This window comes from Pseudomonas sp. B16(2017) (assembly GCF_002113205.1).
Classification (GTDB): Bacteria; Pseudomonadota; Gammaproteobacteria; order Pseudomonadales; family Pseudomonadaceae; genus Aquipseudomonas; species Aquipseudomonas pharyngis.
Window position 1 is genome coordinate 36,654 of sequence record NZ_NEKA01000010.1, and the last position, 23,730, is coordinate 60,383.

A 23,730-nucleotide genomic window follows, 5' to 3' on the forward strand; every position below is an offset into this window, starting at 1 on the left:
GACCGCCTCGGTCACTCAGGCCAGACGATATCGTTGGCGAACCACTTCTTGCCCTTGTCCAGATACACAATGGGGTTGCCTGCTGCCGCCGCATCGTCGATCAACGTGTCATAGACAGACTGGTTGCGGTCGCCGTTGTGCGTTGCGTCCTCTATACGGCTTCGATCGTAATAGGGCGTCAGCTCGGCGATATCGTCGACCTTTGCCGCACGGGTGCGAGTGGAGTCGAGCAACCAGATGCGTTCCGAGGGAATGCCCCTTCTTGAGGCGGAAATCAAGGCTTCGTTTTCGTCTTCCGGGAACCACGCGCCGCGATCTCTGGCGCTCCCATTCAACAAGATGTTCTCTTCACGCAAAACCACTTCCATGTTCCGAGTATCGATGATGTATTCGAAGATGAAGCTTTGGTCGTGTCGGATCGTTTCGTAGTTTCGCTCGGAGTCCAGCTCGACATCGGAGGTCTCGGACCATTCGTTGTCGGACTTTCCGGAGTCATTGTCGGACTCACCGGGTTTTTTCCCGGGGTATTGGTTCTTCTGATTGTTGTAACGCAGGTATTCCGGATCCGGCTCGGCCCTGCCGTGGCCCGCGTACTCGTGAACCAGTTCCAGGCCGACCGTAGCGCTGATCGGCTTTTCGCTCGTTGCGCCCCGTTTGTGGTGCATGCGTGGCAGCATCCGGCGATCGTTGTACAGCTCGAACGGTGTGCGCTCATCGGCCCTGAACAGGCCGGGGATGTCGGTCCGGTACAGGCAGCCGCTGCCATTACGCAGGTACCCCAGCTTTGCGAGGAATCCGTCGAGGAATTCGCGGCTGACGCTTTCGCTGAAATCTTCATGATCGCCCAGATGACTGAGCAGTAACTTGCCGTTTCTCAGTGGCAGGAGCAGGGGCTCTATTTCCTGATGCAGTGCGTCGTAGCGTGCAGGGTCGTCCGCGTTCAGTGACCGGCTCTTGTGCTGTGCGACCCATTCCGGAAGCGCTGACGGATGGGCGATGAGGTCGTCGCGCAGTCGGACGTGCTGGAGAGGCGACAGGTTGTACGAGCGCAATTCCATGACCCGTTCGCCGTGATTCATCTGCGGATGCAGCAGTGCGAAATGTGTATCCAGCAATTCGGACGTTGCCGCCTTCAATTGTGCGGGCATCGACGTGATTCGAGGCTGTCTGGTGGGCACCGCCGCTTCTGCGGCACGGTTATCTGCATTCGGCCGTTTGAGTGGATTGCCTATATCGGTCTGGCGAGCAGGGCTCCAGGTTGATTCGTCGATGTTTCTGTAGAGCACAGGTCCCGGTGCGAGCTTTTTGTACAGATCCATCGCCCGATAGGCATTCAGGTTCGGATCGAACTCCACATACACAGTGCCGCTGTCTTTCACATCAACGAACTTGCGTCCGACGACATAACGCAAGCCTTCTTCATTGGCCGGCTGCATGTTGCGCAGCAAGGCGGGGCTCAACAGGTAGTGGCTCAATACGGGTGTCGATTCCCGGGGCAGCTCAGGCAAATCCGAGACTTCGATTCTCGAAGGGCCGGGTATCGCTGCGGGTGGCAGGTGATGGCCCGGGTTTTGATTGCCTGATATGACCGGATCGGAAATTGAATCATGTGAGTGTGGGGCCTGACCCTGTGGCCGAAGCCGGGGAGGTTGTATCGATGGGTTGGCAGACGTGTCGATCCTGGACGGTGTCGGCGTTGAGGGGGCTTTGGGGCGCATGGCGTCATTCCTTGACGATGGACAGTTGTTCGATCGATATCACCCGGGACGGCTCGCTCTCGAGTCTCCAGATGTTGGTGGCGACGTTGTAAAAAATCCTGCCGGGAGCGGCATCGTGCAAGCGCAGGTTCAGGACCTGCAAGTCACTGCGTTCAAGCTCGTCGCGATGCTGGTGATCCTTTGCGTCCTGAACAAGTGCATCAATTGTCGAGTAGGCCCGAGCATCGGCAGCGCAGAGGCCGATCACCTCGAACAGGGCATTGATCCGGTAACGGTTCCCCGATGAGATCGCCACCTCGATGGTTTCCAGTGGCAGTAGTGGATCATTGCTGTCCGGCAGGTGGACGTGAACGCTGCCGATCCTGATCAGGTCGTTCTTGATGCTGAGGTCGCGCCGGGTGATTTTTTCGGGCAGAAGATGCGTATGAATGAGCCACGTGGAGGAGCCGGAAAGTCTGGCCTCAGCGTCGGCGGTGGACAGGCGGATTGAGAGATTGCTGGCAGGAAAAAGCTCATAGCTTGCCGATCTTCCTTCCAGCCAGTAGGTTGCGTTGTGCTCGGTGGCCAGAAAATCGACCCGTTGCGGCGTGTTCTTCAGGGTGCGCTTGCTGACAGACGGTCTGACGAACAGGTATCGACCTGCCCGCTCGCGTAATGAGGCACGACTTTCAATGACCCGGTAGCCCGGGTTCCTTGCATCCTCCAGATAGGTGTTCCGAGGGCAGTCCAGATGGTAAGAAACGCCATCTCGCATCACCAGGGTCAAGGGATGATTCATTGCCCATCCGGCGGCCATGTTGCCGGCGCCCATGTCGCTCTTTCGGTCCCGGCTCCCGATCACGTTTCCATGTAGCGAGAGCCGGGCTCCCGGAGCGAAGGTCAGGGTGAAATAGACATTGTCGTAATCGAGGAATGTGAACGCCTCAGTCTCCGTGATGCTCACGACATAAGTGGCATTGACGCTGGAAATTTCCTGGCTGTCGAAATCGACGTACACGGTGCTGTGCGAAGGAAGGCCATCTTTCGGGGCGAACAGGGCGGCGCGACGGATCTGGCGGGAAACGAAATAGTGGGAGTGTGCTTGAGCCGAAAGTACGTGCGGATGATCGTTGATCTGCACCGGAGACGCCTTGGGTACGCCTGATGTGGGGATTGTGACGCTGACGGGCAGATCGCCGGACTCCGGAATCTCGGTGGGCCAATCCGGCTGCAAGTGAAAACCGTCCTGGGTAATGAACGCCCATTTGTCGTGATGCAGGATGCGCTTGCCATCGATGGTCTGGTAAGCGTTCTCCAGTATCAGTTCGCGCCTGGGCGACCGGAGGTCATCGTCTCGAAGTGACTCGATCACCAGCGCGTTCTCCCGGACGAACCAGCGCTGGATGGCTTCAAGCGATACGCCCAGATAGACCTTGCTCGGCTCCAGACCGTCTTCGGTGATGGAGATCTTGTGGCACATCGGGTCGAGATAATAGGTATCACTGCCGCGACCGCCATCGACTGTGGCATTCAGACCACGTACGGATATCTGATCGTCCCCGGCACCGGCATCGACGTGATCGTTGCCATTGGCCGCAATGATGTCCGCCTGATCGGAGCCGGTGACCCGATTGGTTGCGCCGGCAAGTGTTTCGACCTTTTCGATGGACTTGAGCGTCGAATGCAGTACCGGTTCAAGTCCCGGGCTCGCGGGGCGCAACGCCAGCCTTCCACGTTTCAGATCGATGTCATAACCGAGGTGGCGGGGTGGGTCTGGAACATGGTCGAGGTGTTTGTGCGTGCCTTGAAGCCACAACAGATCGATTCCGTCGCCCCCCGACAGCTCGCTGACCCTGATCGGATCGTAGGAGAGTGCTTCTGACGCTGTCTGAAACACAAAGGAGTCGTTTCTGTCGCCACCGCTCAGGGTTTTGCGGCCTGTGGTGTAGCTGAAGAAGTTTGGCTTGTCCTTGGCACCCTGCACCGTGTCATGGCCACCGCCCAGATTCCAGAAAACCCCTTTGGCAGGGTCGCTTTTCGTTATGGAGACGACGGAATCCGAATCCGGTAAACCGTCTCGCGTGTCATACGAGTCGTCCGTGTCTTTGGTGAGGGGCAGGTTTTCGATGGTGTAAGGCGTTTCGCCCTTGTCTTCGTCCCATTGGTAACGATAGAGGCGGGTGGGTTGCAGTGTCACCTCGAATCGACCGTTGACAATGACGTCGACGGTTTCCCTGAATTCATTGGCCAGCCAGTGAAGGCTGCGGGTTTTCAGGGCTTTGGTGTAGTCGGCGGTGGTCTTGGCGATCAGGTAGCGATCCATGAGCGCCTTGTCCTGATCCTGTCCGGTGAACGCAAACCAGCCGGCCCGCCAGCGCTCGTTCACCGTCAGCTCGATGTAATCGTCGATGTCGTCGACGGCTCGCACGGCACCATAGATTCTTGCCCCGACAATCATTATCGCGGCGGCGGCAATGCCCAGCGGACCCGCTGCCTGGAACCCTGTCAATGCCGCGCAGCCAAGTGCCAGGGACAATGCGCCGCTGAACACGCTCAGTCCACCCGTCACGTACAGATCCTGAGCTTCCTTGCCCTGAACCTTGGCGGCATCGTTGAAGGACTTGATCGCGATATAGATATCGAAAGGTAGTGTCAGCACGCTGGCGATCAACCCGGCCCCGCGGCATAGCCACTTGCCCATGGAAGTCCTGCCGAATTGTTCGAAGGCCATGGATCCCTGGCGGATCATTTGTTCCCCGCTCTTGCTCAGGGCGTACTCGACGCCCAGAGAGGTGATTTCCGCGACGCCTCCACCAACATTGATCAGCGCTTCACCTGTGTCGCCCTTCTTGAGGGCATCGATAGCACCGATGTAAGCGCTGTAGAGTCCATACGCCTGCATGCCGACACCCATGCTGGTCATTCCGCGGCTTTTGGCCTTGTCGACCCAGTTCGGCAGGTGCTCGGGCAGCGGGTCTCGACGAATGTCGAGGCGTTGGGTGGCGTTCAGTAAATGGTTGATCTTGTTCATGGCATCAGCGAACTCGCCGGTGGGCATCTCGCGCATGAGCGGTGCCGCATCGGGGGAGCGTTGGGTGACGATTTCGTACAGCAGGGGAGGGATCTGCAGGTTTTCGGGCGAGGGTACGGCTCTCATCCGTTGTTCCATTTGAACGGTGTCGAATTCCAGCGCATCGATGAATGCCTGGTCAGGGTCGGCAAAGTAGGTATTGGCCGCCGATAGGGTTTGCCCATCGATTCGGACGCCCAAGGCCTGAAGCGTCTGGCGACTGACACTGAATTCACCGATACGCAACGGGCCGAACAGGTCGTCCAGGTCTGCGAGCCCCGGCTTTTGGCCCGAGGGCGGGGGGCTGTACTGGATGGGGTGATCCGGTTGGGTGGTCAGGTCGGATATTTTGATTGGCGCTGACGGTCGGTCAGCCCGGGGAGGGTGGATCGGTTGATTCATCAAAGTCATTGCTCTTTTCACAAGTCCGTTTGTGGTGCCGCTGCCGGAATGTGGCATGAGGCACGGACTTGTTCATGAGCTTTTGCTTTGCCAAATGTTTGCCGGCGCTCACCGCCCGGGCATGCGCCGGTAGGCGTTGAGCGCGGGCCTAGTAGGCATATCGCAACAAGGTGTGTGGCAAGTGTCGCAATACGAAGAAGCCAAACAGAGCGACCAGGGCCGGCAATACCAGCCACCAGACTTTCTGCTGCATTGCACCCAGAGGTGCATGGCGTTGACTGAGCCACAGGCCCGCTGCGCAGACACAGGCGGCGAGCATGGCGCCGGCCAGGACATCCGTTGGCCAGTGCGCGCCCAGATACACCCGTGACAGGGCAATGGCCAGCGCCGGTATGCAGCCGAGCAACAGCCAGGTGAGGCGTAGCCGTGGCGGCTGCCCGCGTCCGGCCAGCACGGCGAGCGCCAGGAACAGCGCGAACGACCCCGAAGCGTGACCACTGGGCATGCTGTAGCTGGTAAGCGGATCAGTCAGTACTTCCGGGCGCACCCGGGCGAAGAACATTTTGGTGCCGGTGTTGGCCAGGGCCGTGACGAGCAGGGTGCCGCCCACGAATATCGCGTGGCGCCACTGTCGGCACAGCAACAGCAACGCAGTCAGCAGGGCGCTGAACAGCAGCATGTTGCGGAATTCACCGATCAGGGTGAAAACCACCGCGACTTCATCCAGCGCCGGGCGGCGGTGTTCCTGCACCAGGGTCATGACGCCCTGATCGAGGGCGGTCAGGTACGGGTAGCCGATGAACAGGCCGATCAGGATCAACAGGCTCATGCTGCTGATCCAGAGCGTCGCCCGGCGATGACGACGCAAGCTGCTGTTGGCACTCAGGCCGACCATCACCGCGATGCTGCCGGCAACGATCCCGGCCTGCAGCCAGAAGCCTTCCGGCAGTGGCAGCCGAATCGCCGCTCCGGTGGCCCAGCCCGGCAGCAGGTACGCGAGGCTCCAGCCGGCGGCGGCCAACAGACTTACGGCCGCAAAGCGCGGGAAGGGCATGTCGCACATCCCGGCGACCATCGGCAACATCGGCCGCAACGGCCCGATGAAGCGTCCGACCAGCAGGCTGGCAATGCCATAGCGCTGGAAATAGGTTTCCGCGCCGGCCATCCATTCCGGGTGATGGCGCAGGCCTGGCAGACGCCGGATGTTCTGGTGGAAGTGGCGGCCGAGGAAATACGAAATCACATCACCGAGGATCCCGCCAAGGAAACCCAGCAACAGGGTTTCACTCAACGACAGCGCTCCGCTGCCGGCCAGCACCGCCACCGCAAACAGCAATACCGTGCCGGGCACGATCAACCCGGCAATCGCCAGGCATTCCACGCAGGCCACGATGAACACAGCGGCGGCCAGCCACTGCGGATTGGCGGCCAGCCACCCGGTCACGCTATCGAGCCATGGGCCCATACAAACCACTCCATTTCATTGATGTCCCTGAACGGCGAGCCGCAGGGTGTGCATTCACAGCAGAAAATAATCGCGACCTTCGACCTGACCCCGGCGCAGCGGGTTCCGCGTGCACCACTGGGCATAGGCGGCATCGACGAAGCGATACATCAGGTGTTCGTCGCGGCCATGGGGAATGCCCAGGCGGGTGGTCTGAATCACATGAATTGGCGCAGGGCCGGTGTCTTCCACCAGCAGAATTTCGTGGTCGAAGCGCTTGGCATCCCACACCGGCACTTTCAGTCCCAGCGCCTTGCACAACAAGGTCTGGCCGGCGCAGAGCTTCTGCGTGGGACGCGGGCGGCCCTTAGCATCGGGGTTGTTCAGCAGCATCTGCGCCAGGCTGGCCGGGCCGCTGATCTCGTCGACCCACGGATAGGCCGATTTGATCAGCACCGCATTGCCAGGGCCCTGCGCGCTGAAGTTCAGCGAATCGCCGCCCCGGGCGTAATACATATAGATGTGGCCGCCATCCAGAAACAAAGCCTTACGCTTTTCTGTGTAGCCGAGGGACGCGTGGCTGCCTTTTTCTTCGCAGTAATACGCTTCGGTTTCGATGATCCGGGCGCTGAGCCATAAATCGCCGACCCGATGGCGAATGACTTTGCCGAGCAGATCCTTGGCCAGCGTCTGGGCGTCACGGTCGAAAAAAGCGTCCGCGAGGCCGACGGGCTGGCGCGCGGAGGGGGCGCGAACGGTCAGGTTGGACATGGCAAACACTGGTTATCCAGGCGAAGGAGGTCGTGATGATAACAATTCGCGGCTTAATCCCGGCTGAACGTCGGCAAATCGCCGTCCATTTCGACCATCCGCCCGTCACCGCTGTTAGTCCCGGGACGCGGCAGCTATAATCTGCCGCTTTCCTCTTTGCCAAGACCCCAGCAGACCATGACTGAGTCCGTTCTTGACTACATGACCCGATTGGGTCGCGCCGCCCGCGAAGCCTCCCGCGTCATCGGCCGTGCCAGCACCGCGCAGAAAAACCGCGCCCTGCTGGCCGCCGCCAATGCTCTGGACGCCGCCCGCGCCGAGCTTGCGGCAGCCAATGAACAGGATCTGGCCGCCGGTCGCGCCAACGGTCTGGAGCCGGCACTGCTGGAACGTCTGGAACTGACCCCGGCACGCATCGACGGCATGATCGTCGGCCTGCGTCAGGTCGCAGCGCTGCCGGATCCGGTCGGTGCAATCCGCGACATGAGCTTCCGTCCGTCGGGCATTCAGGTCGGCAAGATGCGTGTCCCGCTGGGCGTGATCGGGATCATCTACGAATCCCGTCCCAACGTGACCATCGATGCCGCGAGCCTGTGCCTGAAGTCCGGCAACGCGACGATCCTGCGCGGCGGTTCCGAAGCGATTCATTCCAACCGCGCGATTGCCGCCTGCATCCAGCGCGGTCTGGCCGAAGCCGAACTGCCGGCCGCCGTGGTGCAAGTGGTGGAAACCACCGACCGCGCCGCCGTTGGCGCGCTGATCACCATGCCCGAATACGTCGACGTGATCGTACCGCGCGGTGGCCGTGGCCTGATCGAGCGCATCAGCCGTGACGCCCGAGTGCCGGTGATCAAGCACCTGGACGGCATATGCCACGTCTATGTCAGCGAACACGCCGACCTGCCGAAAGCCCAGCGCATCGCCTTCAACGCCAAGACCTATCGCTATGGCATCTGCGGTGCGATGGAAACGTTGTTGGTCGATCAAAGTGTTGCGAAGGATTTCCTGCCGTCGATGGCGAAGCAGTTCCGCGAAAAAGGCGTCGAACTGCGCGGTTGCGAACGCACCCGGGCGATCATCGAGGCCGTAGCGGCAACCGAGGAAGACTGGAGCACCGAGTACCTGGCGCCGATTCTGTCGATCCGCGTGGTGGATGGCCTGGATCAGGCCATCGAGCACATCAACCGTTTCGGCTCCCATCACACCGACGCGATCGTCAGCGAAAACCTCGCCGACACCCGCCAGTTCGTGGCTCAGGTCGACTCGGCGTCGGTGATGATCAACACCCCGACCTGCTTCGCCGACGGATTCGAATACGGATTGGGTGCCGAGATCGGCATTTCTACTGATAAGCTGCACGCCCGTGGCCCGGTGGGCCTGGAAGGACTGACCTGCGAGAAGTACATCGTGGTCGGTGATGGCCAGTTGCGCGGCCAGGCGACGGTCTGACTTGTCCGACCTCGACCTGAAAGCGCCGAAACCCGGCAAGAAGTCCCGTCCCCGGCGCATCGGCGTACTGGGCGGGACGTTCGACCCGGTGCATGTCGGCCATTTGCGCGGTGCGCTGGAAGTTGCCGAAGCGCTGGGGCTCGATGAGCTGCGCATGATGCCCAGCGCCCGGCCGCCGCACCGTGATACGCCGCAGGTGTCGGCGCAGGACCGGCTGGCGATGGTTGAATGTGCGGTGGCCGGTGTGCCGCCGCTGGTGGTGGACGCCCGTGAGTTGCAGCGGGACAAACCGTCCTGGACCATCGATACCCTGGAGTCGCTGCGTGCCGAAATGGCCGCCGAGACCCAGGTTTTTCTGCTTCTGGGCTGGGACGCATTTTGCGGCCTGCCCACTTGGCACCGCTGGGATGAGTTGCTCCAGCATTGCCACATCCTGGTGCTACAGCGCCCGGACGCCGACAGCGAACCGCCGGATGCCTTGCGCAACCTGCTGGCAGCGCGTTCGGTGAGCGACCCGTTGGCCCTCAAAGGGCCGAGCGGACAGATTGCATTCGTCTGGCAGACACCGCTCGCGGTTTCCGCCACCCAGATCCGTCAACTGCTGGCCAGCGGTAAGTCGGTACGTTTCCTGGTGCCCGACGCGGTCCTGGCCTACATCGATGCGCACGGTCTGTATCGTGCGTCGAACTGAACAAGGCGTGCTTCACTGATACGAATCCACGTGTCGCCAAGCCGCCGAAAATATGAGCAAAACGAGTTTTATATGACTGACAAAGACCAAACCAAAGTAAAGCGCAAAGGCACATTCAAGAGCGCCCCGCTGCCAGAACCGGTCAACACCAACGAACCGCTGAAGGGCGACGAGCTGGTCAAGGTGGCCGTGGCAGCCCTGGAAGACGTCAAGGCCCAGGACATCCAGATCATTGATGTGCGCGACAAGCAGAGCATCACCGACTACATGATCATCGCCACCGGTACCTCCAACCGCCAGATCAACGCGATGCTGGACAAGGTTCGCGAAGAAGTGAAAAAGCAGGGCGCCAGGCCGCTGGGCGAAGAAGGCAAGGGCGACAGCGACTGGGTGCTGCTGGACCTGGACCTGGTGATCGTGCACATGATGACTGCCTCGGCACGTCAGTTCTACGACCTGGAACGCCTGTGGGCCGGTGCCGAGCAGAGCCGTGCGGCGGACGCCAAGCACCACAGCCCGGAAAACACCCACGAGCATTTCACCAAGCTCAACAAAGACCAGCTGTAAGGGATTGCTGTGCGACTGCGACTGATCGCCGTCGGTTCACGCATGCCCAAGTGGGTGGAAGAAGGCTGGCATGAGTATGCCAAGCGTCTTCCGTCCGAGCTGGCGCTGGAACTGGTGGAAATTCCGCTCAATACCCGTGGCAAGAACGCCGACGTGGCCCGCTTTATCCGTCAGGAAGGCGAAGCCATGCTGGCCAAGGTCGGGCAGAACGAGCGGATCGTCACCCTCGAGGTTCATGGCAAGCCGTGGAGCACCGAGCAACTGGCGGTCGAACTCGATCGCTGGCGCCTGGACTCGCGCACGGTCAACTTCATGGTCGGTGGCCCGGAAGGGTTGGCGCCGGAAGTCTGTGCCCGCGCGGATCAGCGCTGGTCGTTGTCGCCGCTGACGCTGCCGCACCCGCTGGTGCGCATCCTCATCGGCGAGCAGTTGTATCGTGCCTGGACCGTGCTGTCCGGCCACCCTTACCACAAGTAACCCGCCCTCATGTCTCAGCCGATCCGCATCAAGGACCACGAAAAAGACGCCCGTCTGGTGCGTGGTCGCGTCGTGTTCGGCGCGATTGCGGTGGTGGCACTGATTTGCGTGCTGATCGCGCGCCTGTATTACCTGCAGGTGATTCAGTACGAATATCACTCGACCCTGTCGGAAAACAATCGGGTTCACGTTCAGCCGATCCCGCCGACCCGTGGCCTGATTTTCGACCGCAACGGCGTGGTGGTGGCGGACAACCGTCCGAGCTTCAGCCTGAGCATGACCCGCGAGCGCTCCGGCGACTGGCAGCAGGTGCTCGACGTGATCGTCGAGGTGCTGGAGCTGACGCCGGAAGACCGGGTGATCTTCGAGAAACGCATGCGCCAGGGCCGCCGGCCGTTCGAGCCGGTGCCGATCCTGTTCGAACTGACCGAAGAGCAGATCGCCCGGATCGCGGTGAACCAGTTCCGTCTGCCGGGTGTCGAGGTGGTCGCGCAGTTGGTGCGTCATTACCCGCAGGGCGCGCATTTCGCGCACTCGGTGGGTTACATGGGGCGAATCAACGAGAAAGAGCTGAAGACCCTCGATCCGGTCAACTACAGCGGCACCCACCACATCGGCAAGACCGGCATCGAGCGCTTTTACGAAGCCGAGCTGCACGGTCAGGTGGGTTACGAAGAGGTCGAGACCAACGCCCGTGGCCGCGTCCTGCGCGTGCTCAAGCGGACCGATCCGGTGCCGGGCAAGGACATTGTCCTGAGCCTCGACATCAAATTGCAGGAAGCCGCCGAGGCTGCGCTGGGCGGCCGGCGTGGCGCGGTGGTGGCGCTCGATCCGAAAACCGGCGAAGTGCTGGCGATGGTCAGTCAGCCGAGCTTCGACCCGAACCTGTTCGTCACCGGCATCAGCTTCAAGGCTTACGCCGAGCTGCGCGATTCGATCGACCGGCCGCTGTTCAACCGCGTGCTGCGCGGTCTGTACCCGCCGGGCTCGACGATCAAGCCGGCGGTGGCGATTGCCGGTCTCGATGCGGGTGTGGTGACGGCGTCGAGCCGGGTGTTCGACCCCGGTTACTACATGCTGCCCAACTACGATCACAAGTACCGCAACTGGAACCGCACCGGGGACGGCTTCGTCGACCTCGACACGGCGATCATGCGGTCCAACGACACCTACTTCTATGATCTGGCGCACAAGCTGGGCATCGATCGGTTGTCGGCCTATATGAACAAGTTCGGCATCGGGCAGAAAGTCTCGCTGGACATGTTCGAAGAGTCCCCCGGCCTGATGCCGTCCCGCGAGTGGAAACGCGCGACCCGGCGTCAGGCGTGGTTCCCCGGCGAAACCCTGATTCTCGGGATCGGCCAGGGCTACATGCAATCGACCCCGCTGCAACTGGCCCAGGCCACGGCGCTGGTGGCCAACAAGGGCGTGTGGAATCGCCCGCACCTGGCCAGGACTATCGAAGGCGAGAAGCCCAAGGATGAAAATCCGATGCCGGACATCATCCTTCGCGATCCTTCGGACTGGAACAAGGTCAACCACGGCATGCAGCAGGTGATGCACGGTGCCCGTGGCACCGCGCGCAAGGCCTCGATCGGCGCGCAATACCGGATCGCCGGCAAGTCGGGTACGGCACAGGTCGTGGCGATCAAGCAAGGCGAGAAGTACGACCGCTCCAAGGTTCAGGAGCGCCACCGTGACCACGCCCTGTTCGTCGGTTTCGCGCCGGCGGATGACCCGAAAATCGTGGTGTCGGTGATGGTCGAGAACGGTGAGTCCGGTTCCGGCGTCGCGGCACCGGTGGTGCGCCAGGTCATGGATGCCTGGCTGCTGGATCAGGACGGACGGTTGAAGGCCGAATACGCCAGCCCTATCAGTGCGGAGGCTACGGCCCGTGATGAATAATTTCGATCGCATGCTCTCCAGCGAGGATGTGATGCGTCGCCGGGCGACGCTGCTGCAACGTTTGCATATCGACGGCCCGTTGCTGGTGCTGTTGTTGATCCTGGCCGCCGGCAGCCTGTTCGTGCTGTATTCGGCCAGCGGCAAGAGCTGGGACCTGCTGGCCAAACAGGCCACGTCGTTCGGCATCGGTCTGGTGTCGATGATTGTCATCGCCCAGTTCGAGCCAAGGTTCATGGCGCGCTGGGTGCCGCTCGGCTACGTGATCGGGGTGGTATTGCTGATGGTGGTGGACATCATGGGCCACAACGCCATGGGCGCGACCCGCTGGATCAACATTCCCGGGGTGATCCGCTTCCAGCCCTCGGAATTCATGAAGATCCTGATGCCGGCGACCATCGCCTGGTACCTGTCCAAGCGCACGCTGCCGCCGCAGCTCAAGCACGTGGGCATCAGTCTGCTGCTGATCGGCGTGCCGTTTGCCCTGATCGTGCGTCAGCCGGATCTGGGCACTTCGCTGCTGATTCTGGCCGGTGGTGCCTTCGTACTGTTCATGGGCGGTTTGCGCTGGCGTTGGATTCTCAGCGTGCTGGCGGCGGCGATTCCGGTGTCGGTGGCGATGTGGTTCTTCATCATGCACGACTACCAGAAGCAACGGATTCTGACGTTCCTCGACCCGGAGAGCGATCCGCTGGGCACCGGCTGGAACATCATTCAGTCGAAAGCCGCCATCGGTTCCGGCGGCGTATTCGGCAAGGGCTGGCTGCTGGGCACCCAGTCGCACCTGGACTTCCTGCCGGAAAGCCACACCGACTTCATCATCGCGGTGCTCGGCGAAGAGTTCGGGCTGGTGGGCATCTGCGCACTGTTGCTGATCTATCTGCTGCTGATCGGCCGCGGCCTGGTGATTACCGCTCAGGCGCAGACGCTGTTCGGCAAATTGCTCGCCGGTGCTCTGACCATGACGTTTTTTGTTTACGTTTTCGTCAACATCGGTATGGTCAGTGGCCTGTTGCCGGTGGTGGGGGTGCCGTTGCCGTTCATTAGCTATGGCGGAACTTCGCTGGTGACGCTGCTGTCAGCGTTTGGGGTTTTGATGTCGATCCATACCCATCGCAAGTGGATCGCACAGGTTTGAATAAGGTGAAGAGTTCAATGCAAGTAATGCGTGACTGGGCGACACGATACGCACCGTGGCTCGGCCTGGTAGGCATCCTTGGCAGCGCGCAGGAAGCGTTGGCCGGCGATTACGAAGGCTCGCCCCAGGTGGCCGAATTCGTCGGTGAAATGACCCGCGACTACGGTTTTGCCGGCGAACAGCTGATGGCCGTGTTCCGCGAAGCCCAGCGCAAGCAGGCGATTCTCGACGCCATTTCCAAACCCGCCGAACGGGTCAAGCAGTGGAAAGAATACCGGCCGATGTTCATCACCGACGCGCGCATCGCCCGCGGTGTGGACTTCTGGCGCCAGCACGAGGCCACCCTGGCCCGCGCCGAGCAGGAATACGGTGTTCCAGCCCAGGTGATCGTGTCGATCATCGGCGTTGAGACCTTTTTCGGACGTAATACCGGCAATTACCGGGTGATCGATGCCTTGTCCACGCTGGGTTTCGACTATCCTCCCCGTGCCGAATTTTTCCGCAAGGAGCTGCGTGAGTTCCTGCTGCTGGCGCGGGAAGAGCAGGTCGACCCGCTGACCCTCAAGGGTTCCTATGCCGGGGCGATGGGGCTGCCGCAGTTCATGCCGAGCAGTTTCCGCGCCTACGCGGTGGATTTCGATGGCGACGGCCACATCAATATCTGGAACAACCCGGATGATGCGATCGGCAGCGTCGCCAGCTATTTCAAGCGTCACGGATGGGTCGCCGGCGAGCCGGTGGTGAGCCGCGCGGATGTCCGTGGCGAGCAGGTGGATGAAGGCCTTACCACCGGCATCGAGCCGACGAAAACCGTCGGGGAGTTGCGAGCGCTGGGCTGGTCGAGTCATGATGCGCTGCGCGATGACATGCCGGTCACCGCATTCCGCCTGGAAGGCGACAACGGCCCGGAATACTGGATGGGCCTGAAGAATTTCTACGCGATCACGCGTTATAACCGCAGCGTGATGTACGCCATGGCCGTACATCAACTGTCTGAACAGCTGGTACAAGCACGGGGCGTCAAGTAATGCGGGCATTGCCTATCAATAAACCCCTGAAGCTGGTGGCCTTTGCTGCATTGGCGGTACTGGTCGCCAGTTGTTCGACCAGTCGTTCGCCGACCCAGAAGCCGACCACCGCCGTACGTTCGCAGCCGGGCCTGGACATCAACCGGGCCCACAAGGACGGCGCGCCGTGGTGGGACGTCGACGTATCGCGCATCCCGGACGCCACGCCGACCCTGCACACCGGCCCGTACAAGGCCAACCCGTACACCGTGCTGGGCAAGACCTACTTCCCGTTGCAGGAATCCAAGACTTACGTGGCCTCCGGCACTGCGTCCTGGTACGGCACCAAGTTCCACGGTCAGAACACCGCCAACGGGGAGGTCTACGACCTGTACGGCATGAGTGCCGCCCACAAGACATTACCGCTGCCGAGTTACGTTCGGGTGACCAACCTGGACAACAACAAGAGCGTGATTCTGCGGGTCAATGACCGCGGGCCGTTCTACTCGGACCGGATCATCGACCTGTCCTACGCCGCCGCGAAAAAACTCGGTTATGCCGAAATCGGCACCGCGCGGGTCAAGGTCGAAGGCATCGACCCGCAGCAATGGTGGGCCGCCAAGGGCCGTCCGGCGCCTTTGATGCTCAACGAGCCGCAAGTCGCGCAGAATAGCGCCCCGGTGATCACGGCCTCGGCCGGCACCGTCGAGCAATGGACTCCGCCGCCGCAGCAGCACGCCGCGGCCGTCGTGCCAGTCCAGCTCGATGCAAAAAAAAACGCTTCTGCACCAGCGTCTGGCCAGTATCTGCAGGTGGGCGCGTTCGCCAACCCGGACGCTGCAGAACTCCTGAGGTCGAAGCTCAGCGGGATGGTGAGCGCTCCGGTGTTCATCAGCTCGATCGTGCGCAATCAGCAGACCCTGCACCGGGTTCGCCTGGGGCCGATCGGTTCGCCGGGTGAAATTGCCCAGGTACAGAACAGCGTGCGCCTGGCCAACCTCGGTTCGCCAAGTGTGGTCACCGAGTAAACGTAGGACTTGATTGACGGTTCACCAGCGATTGGGGGGTGAACCAGGTTGTTGGCTCGTCGAAGAACAAAAGCCCGGCAAGGGTGACTGGAGTGAGCAACTGAACACGCGATGCTCGTAGGGTTTGCTCGAAAGCTCGCCGAGCGGCGATCAGGCAAGGCAAAAACAGGTGAGGAAGCGGAGTGTAGGGGACCTACATGAGCATTCCGAATCTGTTTTTAACGCAGCATGATCGTCGCGCAGGCAGGTTTCGGGCAAAGCCTGAAAGACATCTGATTAAATTTTGTCCGCCAGGACAGTTTCCATTAGCGATTTCGAGAGACGGATGAACATCACCACCTTTGCCAAACGCCTGTGTCTGCTAGTCCCGCTGCTCCTCTCGCCTGCCGCGTTCGCGGCCGAGATGATGCCGTCGCCACCACAACTGGCCGCCAAATCCTACGTGCTCATGGATGCCAACAGCGGCAACGTGCTGGTGGAGAACAACGGTGACCAGCGTCTGCCGCCGGCCAGCTTGACCAAACTGATGACCGCGTACATCGCCACGCTGGAAATCCGTCGCGGCCAGATCGGTGAAAACGACCCGGTGACCGTCAGCGAAAACGCCTGGCGCACCGGCGGTTCGCGGATGTTCATCAAGGTCGGCTCGCAGGTCACTGTCAGCGACCTGCTGCACGGCATCATCATCCAGTCCGGCAACGACGCCAGCGTCGCGGTGGCTGAACACATCGCGGGTAGCGAAGACGCCTTCGCCGACTTGATGAACAAGACCGTCGCCGATCTGGGCATGACCAATACCCACTTCATGAACCCGACCGGTCTGCCGAACCCCGAGCACTACTCGTCGGCTCACGACATGGCGATCCTGGCGCGCGCGATCATCCACGAAGATCCGGCTCACTACGCGATCTACTCGCAGAAAGAGTTCTTCTGGAACGGCATCAAACAGCCTAACCGCAACCTGCTGCTGTGGCGCGACAAGACCGTTGACGGTCTGAAAACCGGCCACACCGACGAAGCCGGCTACTGCATGGTGTCCTCGGCCGTACGTGATGGCATGCGCCTGATCGCCGTGGTGTTCGGCACCAACAGCGAAGTGGCTCGCGCCGCCGAGACCCAGAAGCTGCTGACCTACGGTTTCCGCTTCTTCGAAACCCAGACCTTCTACCAGAAGGGCACCGAACTGGCTCAGGCCCCGGTGTGGAAAGGCACTACCAGCCAGGTCAAGGCCGGCCTGGCACAAGACCTGACCATGACCCTGCCGAAAGGCCAGCTGAAGAAGCTCGCTGCCAGCATGACCATGAACCCGCAACTGACCGCGCCAATCGCCAAGGGCGACGTGATCGGTAAAGTCGAAGTGAAACTGGACGACAAGGTGGTGCACAGCGCCGACCTGATCGCCCTGGACGCTGTCGAGGAGGGTGGTATCTTCCGCCGCATGTGGGATAGCATCCGTCTATTCTTCTACGGCTTGTTCAACTGATTTGAGTTGACCTGCATGGCCCCGTTCCGATCCGGAGCGGGGCCTTGTTCGTTACCGGGCTTACGCTTACGAGGCCGTTACGCCATGACCGATACCGAAGTAAAGGCGCCAAAGATCGAATTTCCCCAGGTTGATTATCCGGTTAAGGTGATCAGCGATACGGGGGTTGGCCACAAAGACAAGATCATCGAAATCGTGAAGAAATTCGCGAAGATCAACGATGAGCGTGTCGACGAGCGTTCGAGCAGCAACGGCAAATACACCACCATTCAGTTGCACATCGTCGCGACCGATCAGGATCAGCTGTACAACATCAACAGCGAACTGCGGGCTACCGGTTTCGTGCACATGGTGCTGTGATGCCGGGCACGCTGGGCTTTCGCGAGCTTGGCCAGATGGCTTACGAGCCGGTCTGGCAGGCCATGCAACGTTTTACCAACGAGCGTGGCACCACGGCCCCGGACGAAATCTGGCTGGTGGAACACCCGCCGGTGTTCACCCAGGGCCAGGCCGGCAAGGCCGAGCACCTGTTGCTGCCGGGGGATATTCCGGTGGTGCAGGTCGACCGCGGCGGTCAGGTGACCTACCATGGCCCAGGCCAGTTGGTGGCCTATCTGCTGCTGGATGTGCGCCGACTCGGTTTCGGCGTGCGCGATCTGGTCAGCCGCATGGAGCGCTGCCTGATCGAACTGCTGGCCAGCTACGGCGTGACCGCCGTGGCCAAGCCGGATGCTCCCGGCGTCTACGTCGACGGAGCGAAGATCGCTTCTCTGGGTTTGCGGATTCGCCACGGTTGCTCCTTTCATGGCCTGGCCCTGAACGTGGACATGAACCTGGAACCGTTTCGACGGATTAATCCCTGCGGCTATGCCGGGCTGGCGATGACCCAGCTGAGCGAGCACGCAGGATCGATTGAATTTGCCGAGGTAAGTGCCCGGCTGCGCGCGCAGCTCGTCAAACACCTCGACTATGCTGAGCAGACGACCCTGACGGGCGGAATCGACTGATATGACTACTGATGCAGTGCAAACCATGATCCCGACGCTCGACGTGACCGAGCGCCCGGCCCCGCGTCCCAAGGTTGAAGCCGGCGTCAAGCTGCGCGGCGCCGAGAAGGTTGCACGCATCCCGGTGAAGATCATTCCGACCACCGAACTGCCGAAGAAACCCGACTGGATCCGCGTGCGCATCCCGGTTTCGCCGGAAGTCGACCGCATCAAGAGCCTGCTGCGCAAGCACAAGCTGCACAGCGTCTGCGAAGAAGCATCCTGCCCGAACCTGGGCGAGTGCTTCTCCGGCGGCACCGCGACCTTCATGATCATGGGTGACATCTGCACCCGTCGCTGCCCGTTCTGCGACGTTGGCCACGGTCGTCCGAAACCACTGGACGTCAACGAGCCGGAAAGCCTGGCCATCGCCATCGCCGACCTGAAACTCAAGTACGTGGTGATCACCTCGGTTGACCGCGACGACCTGCGTGACGGCGGTGCCCAGCACTTTGCCGACTGCATCCGCGAAATCCGCAAACTGTCGCCGAACGTGCAGCTCGAGACACTGGTCCCGGACTACCGTGGCCGCATGGACATTGCCCTGGAAATCACCGCGGCCGAGCCGCCGGATGTGTTCAACCACAACCTGGAAACCGTACCGCGCCTGTACAAGGCTGCGCGTCCGGGTTCGGACTACCAGTGGTCGCTGACCCTGCTGCAACGCTTCAAGCAGATGATGCCGCACATCCCGACCAAATCCGGCCTGATGCTCGGCTTGGGCGAGACCGACGACGAAGTCATCGAAGTCATGAAGCGCATGCGCGAACACGACATCGACATGCTGACCCTGGGCCAGTATCTGCAACCGTCCCGCAGCCACTTGCCGGTGCAGCGTTTCGTGCACCCGGACACCTTCGCCTGGTTCGCCGAGGAAGGTTACAAGATGGGCTTCAAGAACGTCGCGTCCGGCCCGTTGGTGCGTTCTTCGTACCACGCCGACGAGCAAGCGAAACTGGTCAAGGCCGAGCTGCTCGGCTCCTGATTCAGCGCTGAATGAAAGAATGCCCGCCGGGGTTTATCGCCCGGCGGGCATTTTTTTGCCCGGCCTACACTCGTTACTGACTTCTCCTGCAATCTGCGGCGCAGCTGAGACTCTTCTGTTTGTCGCCGTTCCTGACTACTGTGTGAGCATGACTTCACACAGGGAGATCCATGGATGACCGTTCGACCGACCCACACCCTTTTTCCGCACAAGCCTGTGCCCGCACTGCCGTCGGAAGGGCTGATCGGCGTCATTGCGCCCGCCGGCCCCGGCACGCTGGATACCGAAAAGGCCGTTCAGTGGATGCGCGCCCGGGGTTACGGTTTACGGGTGTTCCCGGGCGTCTATGAAAAGGACGGTTATCTGGCCGGCAGCGACGAGGTGCGGCTCAACGATCTGCACGCGGCGTTCGCTGACGAAGAGGTCGATGCGATCATTTGCCTGCGCGGTGGTTACGGCACGCCAAGGTTGCTGGATCGGATCGATTACGACCTGCTGAGCCGCCATGCCAAGCCCTTCGTCGGTTACAGCGACATCACCGCACTGCATCTGGCCATCAGTCGCTACGCCGGGTTCGTGACCTTTCACGGGCCGTTGTTGAATGCCGATCTGCTGGGTGACAAGGAGCCGCCGACGGTGACGTCGTTCTTCGCCATGCTGCGCGGTCAGTTGAAGGCCGGCAGTGTGCTGAGTCATCCGGCGGCTTATCCATTGACCACCGTGGAGCCCGGCATTGCCCACGGACGTTTGCAGGGTGGCAATCTGGCGATGATCGCAGCGACCCTGGGCACGCCCTACGAAATCGACGTTGAAGGGGTGATTCTGCTGATCGAGGACATCAACGAGCCGCTGTACCGGATCGACCGCTTGCTGACCCAGATGCGTCTGGCGGGCAAATTGGCCCGATTGCGTGGGGTGCTGGTCGGGGACGTGGCGGGCGTGGATGTCGAGGCCTTGAACCGCTTGCTCAAACAGACCTTTGAACCCCTGCGGATTCCGGTGCTGTCCGGCTGGCGCAGCGGGCACTGCGATCCGAACCTGACGTTGCCGCTGGGGGCGTTGGTTCGACTGGATGCGGGCAAGAAGGAGTTGATGCTGGAACAGGATGTGGTGATCAAGGCGTAGAGACTGATCGCCTGATAGTCAGTCATCGCGGGCAAGCCCGCGATGCTTTTTACTGGTTACGCAGGCTTTCCAGCAGCTTGTGCGTCGGATAACCATCCGCCGGCCAGCCAAATGACTGCTGCGCAGCGCGAATCGCCTTGCGCGTATTGGCACCGATGATCCCGTCGGCGGTGCCTGCGTCGTAGTTGCGCGCGGTCAGCAGGTTTTGCAGTTCGATCCGCTCGGTGCGGCTCAACGGCAGGTCGTCTTTTGGCCAGGTGCCATTGATCAGGCCGGCGCCGTTGAAGCGCTCGGACAACAGGCTGACGGCCAGTGCGTAGGACGACGAATTGTTGTACTTGAGGATCGCCCGGAAGTTATCGAGGATCAGGAACGCCGGGCCACGATAGCCGGCCGGCAGCAGCAGGGCAGCCGACAATTGCTCGGAACCGGCCGGTGCCTGGCCGCCGTTGGGCAGGATCACGCCCAGTTGCCGCCATTCAGCGACGCTTTTACGAATCGCGCCGTCGGCCAGGGTGTAGTTGAAACCGCTCGGCAGTTGCACTTCGAAGCCCCACGGCTGGCCACGCTGCCAGCCGGAGCTTTGCAGGTAATGCGCGGTGGAGGCCAGGGCGTCAGCCGGGCTGCCCCAGATGTCGCGGCGGCCATCGCCGTCAAAGTCCACAGCATGGGTGTTGTAGGTGGTCGGAATGAACTGGGTCTGCCCCATGGCGCCGGCCCACGAGCCAAGCATCTTCTCCGGCGTGATGTCGCCCTGTTGCAGGATCTGCAGCGCCGCAATCAGCTGCGCATGGGCAAAGCCCGGACGGCGACCTTCATAGGCTAGGGTCGCCAGCGAGTTGATCACCGACTTGCTGCCTTGGAACTGGCCGAAGTTGCTTTCCATGCCCCACACCGAGACCAACGCCTGACGGTCAACGCCATAACGCTGCTCGATGCTCTGCAGAATGTCGGCGTACTGGCTGATCAGTGCCTGGCCTTTGCGCACGCGCAACGGCGACAGTGCTCCATCCAGGTATTCCCAGACCGGCCGGGCGAATTCCGGCTGGCTGCGGTCGGCGCGTATCACGCTGGCATCGAAGCTGACATTGGCGAAGGCACGGTCGAACAGGTCGGCACGAATGCCGGCGGCCAGGGCTTCCTTGCGGAAACCTGCCTGCCATTCGGCAAAGGTCTGGGTCGGTTGCAGGTCGAGGTTGTCACCGGACGGCACTACCGGCGGGATGACCGCTGGGGCTGTGGCAACGGGGACGGTCTGAAGCGGTTGAGCGTCAGCGGCGGTGGGTTTTTCCGCGCAGGCGACGAGCAATACGAAGCTGGAGGCAGCGATCAGTTGGCGAAAGGGCCAACGACGGGAAAGACTGAGGGGCATGCACGGGTCCAGGGAATACGAATCAGGTGCAGACCTTAACATGAGGAAGGGGTGCTGCGCTTCAAGCGGCCAGAAAGTAAGAAGCCTCCCAGCTGTCAGACTGGAAGGCTTCGCGGCGGTAGCTGCCTTTACCCTTGGTTGGTCGTTCCTGACGGCTGCGGAACAGGGGTTGGGCGACGATGGATTTGGCCTTGTTGTGGCCATGTTTCGATGGCTTTTTGCTCATGATGATTCTCTCGATTGAGTGAGGTTTTGCGCGGCAGATAATCTGCCGATCTAGAGCGTCTGTCTATAGGACCGACGGCGGGATGTTCTGTAGGAAATGGACTCGGTAAAAAAAACGGGATCGCAGCGCGCGATCCCGGAATTCATTCGGCAGGCAATGTCAGACGCTGACCGGCCATCAGCAGCGCCAACCGGCTCAGGCTCATCCACGGCGAGCCGGCCGCCTGGCCCTTGATTTGTGCATCGATGCGCTGGGCTTCGAGCAGCAACTGTGCCCAGCGTTGCGCCGAGTAGCGTTGCAGGGCCTTGCTCATCAGCGGTTTGCGCTTGTCCCAGACCGGCGGTTTGGCCTGACTGAAGCATTTGTCCAGCGGTGTGCCCTGGCTGTATTGCAACGAGATGTTGGCCAGCAGCCGTAACTCTCGAGCCAGGGCCCAGAGGATCACCGGCGGCTCGACCCCTTCACCGCGCAGCCCTTCGAGCATGCGCAGGGCGTGGGCCGGTTCGCCGTTGAGCACTGCATCGGTCAGGCCGAACACGTCGAAACGCGCACTGTCGGCCACGGCCGCCTGTACGGTTTCGATGGTGATCTGTCCGCCCTCGGCCATCAACTTGAGCTTTTCGATCTCTTGCGCAGCGGCCAGCAGGTTGCCTTCGACCCGCGCGGCAATCAGTTCGACCGCGTCCTGACTGGCCGACAAGCCGGCCTGGGACAGGCGCTGACGAATCCAGCTAGGCAACTGGTTGGCATCCACCGGCCAGATCTGCACGAACTGGGTCTGCTGACCCTCGACCAGCGCCTTGCCCCATTTGGTCTTCTGCGCGCTGCCGTCGAGCTTCGGCAGGCTGATCAGCAGCACCGTGTCTTCAGCCGGGCGCGAGCAATATTCGATCAGTGCGGCGGCGCCCTTGTCACCGGGCTTGCCCGAAGGCAGGCGCAGTTCCAGCAGGCGTTTTTCAGCGAACAGCGACATGCTGGCGCCGGCCTGCAGCAACGTACCCCAATCGAAATTGGCGTCGGCGGCAAACACCTGACGTTCGTCGAACCCTTGCTGGCGGGCAGCGGAGCGAATGGCGTCGGCGGCTTCCTGACACAGCAGCGGGTCATCGCCGCTGATGATGTAGACCGGCGCAAGAGCGCCTTGCAGGTGTTTGCCGAGTTGGGCGGGAGCGAGCTTCATAAGAGAGGGCGAACGGGGCGCCTGAGCGCCCCGAACGTCTTACTGCTGCGGCAGTTCGAGCGGCGACTGGCGCGGGGTTTCCGCTTCAGCCTTCTGTGCCGCTTCGAGGGCGTCGGCTTCTGCCTTGGCCCGTGCGTTGGCGGTTTGCTGCAGAGCGTCAAGCTGTGCCGGTGTCAGCTGTTGCAGACGCAGCATCATGCGCTGTACCAGCTCGCGTTGTGTTTCACGTCGGGCATCGTTGGCTTCCTGGTCGGAACCCACGAGGTTGTTGCCGTCGTGGATGAACACTTTCTGCACTTCAAGCTTGTCGCTCTTGAGCAACAGGTCCTTTTCGCCGCGGATATCGTAGGTCAGCACGGTGCTCACCTGATATTCGCCAGTACGACCGGCGCCCGCGTAGCTGAGGATGCGCTGGCTTTCCTGCTCATCGGACAGGTAAAGCTTGTACGGCGCACCGGAAACGACCTTGACGCCGCTGGCCTCCAGCACCTGACGCAGTTGCGTCACGGTTTCGCCGTAGGCGTTGCGGGCGCTCAGATCGAGCTCCTTGATCGAAAGTTCGTTGGTGCCGGTACCACGCAGCTGGAAACCGCAGGCGCTCAACAGGACGGCGAGGCCCATCACCAGCAGATTGCGTTTGATCATTGTGTTGCTCCCCTTGAAACCATGT

21 protein-coding genes are annotated in these 23,730 nt (G+C 61.4%); 13 read left to right on the forward strand and 8 right to left on the reverse strand.

Annotated features, from left to right (window positions below; translation table 11 throughout):
- Positions 1-11: 11 nt before the first annotated feature.
- The 4 genes from CAG25_RS18140 to CAG25_RS18155 form a co-directional block, all read right to left on the reverse strand.
- Positions 12-1,475: a hypothetical protein gene (locus tag CAG25_RS18140; protein ID WP_256575390.1), complete on the reverse strand. Its 1,464-nt coding sequence runs from the start codon at positions 1,473-1,475 to the stop codon at positions 12-14.
- A 247-nt stretch (positions 1,476-1,722) separates the two neighbouring features.
- Positions 1,723-5,169 (reverse strand): calcium-binding protein, encoded by a 3,447-nt coding sequence (locus CAG25_RS18145; RefSeq protein WP_256575391.1) that lies wholly within the window; start codon positions 5,167-5,169, stop codon positions 1,723-1,725.
- 148 nt (positions 5,170-5,317) lie between these two features.
- Positions 5,318-6,634, reverse strand: coding sequence for a bifunctional DedA family/phosphatase PAP2 family protein (locus CAG25_RS18150; protein WP_085612547.1), 1,317 nt, complete (start codon positions 6,632-6,634; stop codon positions 5,318-5,320).
- 54 nt (positions 6,635-6,688) lie between these two features.
- The gene (locus CAG25_RS18155) at positions 6,689-7,384 is read right to left on the reverse strand and encodes a DNA-3-methyladenine glycosylase (RefSeq protein ID WP_085612655.1); all 696 of its coding nucleotides are present in this window, start codon (positions 7,382-7,384) and stop codon (positions 6,689-6,691) included.
- Between the two features lie 177 nt (positions 7,385-7,561).
- Between CAG25_RS18155 and CAG25_RS18160 the strand changes: the two genes are divergently transcribed.
- The 13 genes from CAG25_RS18160 to CAG25_RS18220 all read left to right on the forward strand — a co-directional run bounded on the left by CAG25_RS18160 (position 7,562) and on the right by CAG25_RS18220 (position 20,282).
- A complete protein-coding gene (locus CAG25_RS18160) occupies positions 7,562-8,833 on the forward strand; it encodes a glutamate-5-semialdehyde dehydrogenase (protein ID WP_085612548.1) in 1,272 nt (423 codons plus the stop codon).
- Positions 8,802-9,524, forward strand: coding sequence for a nicotinate-nucleotide adenylyltransferase (nadD, locus tag CAG25_RS18165; protein ID WP_085612549.1), 723 nt, complete (start codon positions 8,802-8,804; stop codon positions 9,522-9,524). Before CAG25_RS18160 ends, nadD begins: the two co-directional genes overlap by 32 nt.
- A gap of 72 nt (positions 9,525-9,596) precedes the next feature.
- Positions 9,597-10,091, forward strand: coding sequence for a ribosome silencing factor (rsfS, locus tag CAG25_RS18170; RefSeq protein ID WP_064382180.1), 495 nt, complete (start codon positions 9,597-9,599; stop codon positions 10,089-10,091).
- Positions 10,092-10,100: 9 nt separating this feature from the next.
- On the forward strand, positions 10,101-10,568 hold the full coding sequence (rlmH, locus tag CAG25_RS18175) for a 23S rRNA (pseudouridine(1915)-N(3))-methyltransferase RlmH (protein WP_009051038.1): 468 nt from the start codon (positions 10,101-10,103) through the stop codon (positions 10,566-10,568).
- Between the two features lie 9 nt (positions 10,569-10,577).
- Positions 10,578-12,473 carry a penicillin-binding protein 2 gene (gene mrdA / locus CAG25_RS18180; RefSeq protein ID WP_039771860.1) on the forward strand — a complete coding sequence of 632 codons (1,896 nt, stop codon included), beginning with the start codon at positions 10,578-10,580 and terminating at the stop codon, positions 12,471-12,473.
- Positions 12,474-12,504: 31 nt separating this feature from the next.
- Positions 12,505-13,608 (forward strand): rod shape-determining protein RodA, encoded by a 1,104-nt coding sequence (gene rodA / locus CAG25_RS18185; protein WP_050761190.1) that lies wholly within the window; start codon positions 12,505-12,507, stop codon positions 13,606-13,608.
- A gap of 17 nt (positions 13,609-13,625) precedes the next feature.
- A complete protein-coding gene (gene mltB / locus CAG25_RS18190; RefSeq protein ID WP_007958658.1) occupies positions 13,626-14,636 on the forward strand; it encodes a lytic murein transglycosylase B in 1,011 nt (336 codons plus the stop codon).
- Positions 14,636-15,643, forward strand: a complete 1,008-nt coding sequence (locus CAG25_RS18195) for a septal ring lytic transglycosylase RlpA family protein (RefSeq protein ID WP_085612550.1) — start codon at positions 14,636-14,638, stop codon at positions 15,641-15,643. The genes mltB and CAG25_RS18195 overlap by 1 nt, the downstream gene beginning before the upstream one ends.
- A gap of 325 nt (positions 15,644-15,968) precedes the next feature.
- Entirely contained in the window at positions 15,969-17,126 is a 1,158-nt protein-coding gene (locus CAG25_RS18200) for a D-alanyl-D-alanine carboxypeptidase family protein (protein ID WP_011336095.1), read from the forward strand.
- A gap of 84 nt (positions 17,127-17,210) precedes the next feature.
- Positions 17,211-17,486, forward strand: a complete 276-nt coding sequence (locus CAG25_RS18205) for a DUF493 domain-containing protein (RefSeq protein ID WP_008087908.1) — start codon at positions 17,211-17,213, stop codon at positions 17,484-17,486.
- Positions 17,486-18,133 (forward strand): lipoyl(octanoyl) transferase LipB, encoded by a 648-nt coding sequence (gene lipB / locus CAG25_RS18210; protein WP_039771855.1) that lies wholly within the window; start codon positions 17,486-17,488, stop codon positions 18,131-18,133. Before CAG25_RS18205 ends, lipB begins: the two co-directional genes overlap by 1 nt.
- 25 nt (positions 18,134-18,158) lie before the next feature.
- Entirely contained in the window at positions 18,159-19,157 is a 999-nt protein-coding gene (lipA, locus tag CAG25_RS18215; protein WP_162130488.1) for a lipoyl synthase, read from the forward strand.
- Between the two features lie 174 nt (positions 19,158-19,331).
- Positions 19,332-20,282, forward strand: coding sequence for an LD-carboxypeptidase (locus CAG25_RS18220; protein ID WP_085612551.1), 951 nt, complete (start codon positions 19,332-19,334; stop codon positions 20,280-20,282).
- Between the two features lie 49 nt (positions 20,283-20,331).
- On the opposite strand, the gene CAG25_RS18225 is transcribed toward CAG25_RS18220, so the two are convergent.
- The 4 genes from CAG25_RS18225 to lptE all read right to left on the reverse strand — a co-directional run bounded on the left by CAG25_RS18225 (position 20,332) and on the right by lptE (position 23,705).
- Positions 20,332-21,654: a lytic murein transglycosylase gene (locus CAG25_RS18225; protein ID WP_085612552.1), complete on the reverse strand. Its 1,323-nt coding sequence runs from the start codon at positions 21,652-21,654 to the stop codon at positions 20,332-20,334.
- Between the two features lie 61 nt (positions 21,655-21,715).
- Positions 21,716-21,880: an alternative ribosome rescue factor ArfA gene (gene arfA / locus CAG25_RS18230; protein ID WP_007958672.1), complete on the reverse strand. Its 165-nt coding sequence runs from the start codon at positions 21,878-21,880 to the stop codon at positions 21,716-21,718.
- A gap of 142 nt (positions 21,881-22,022) precedes the next feature.
- The gene (gene holA / locus CAG25_RS18235; protein WP_039771848.1) at positions 22,023-23,060 is read right to left on the reverse strand and encodes a DNA polymerase III subunit delta; all 1,038 of its coding nucleotides are present in this window, start codon (positions 23,058-23,060) and stop codon (positions 22,023-22,025) included.
- 39 nt (positions 23,061-23,099) lie between these two features.
- Complete coding sequence (gene lptE / locus CAG25_RS18240; RefSeq protein WP_064599662.1) at positions 23,100-23,705, reverse strand: LPS assembly lipoprotein LptE; 606 nt, start codon at positions 23,703-23,705, stop codon at positions 23,100-23,102.
- Positions 23,706-23,730 lie beyond the last annotated feature (25 nt).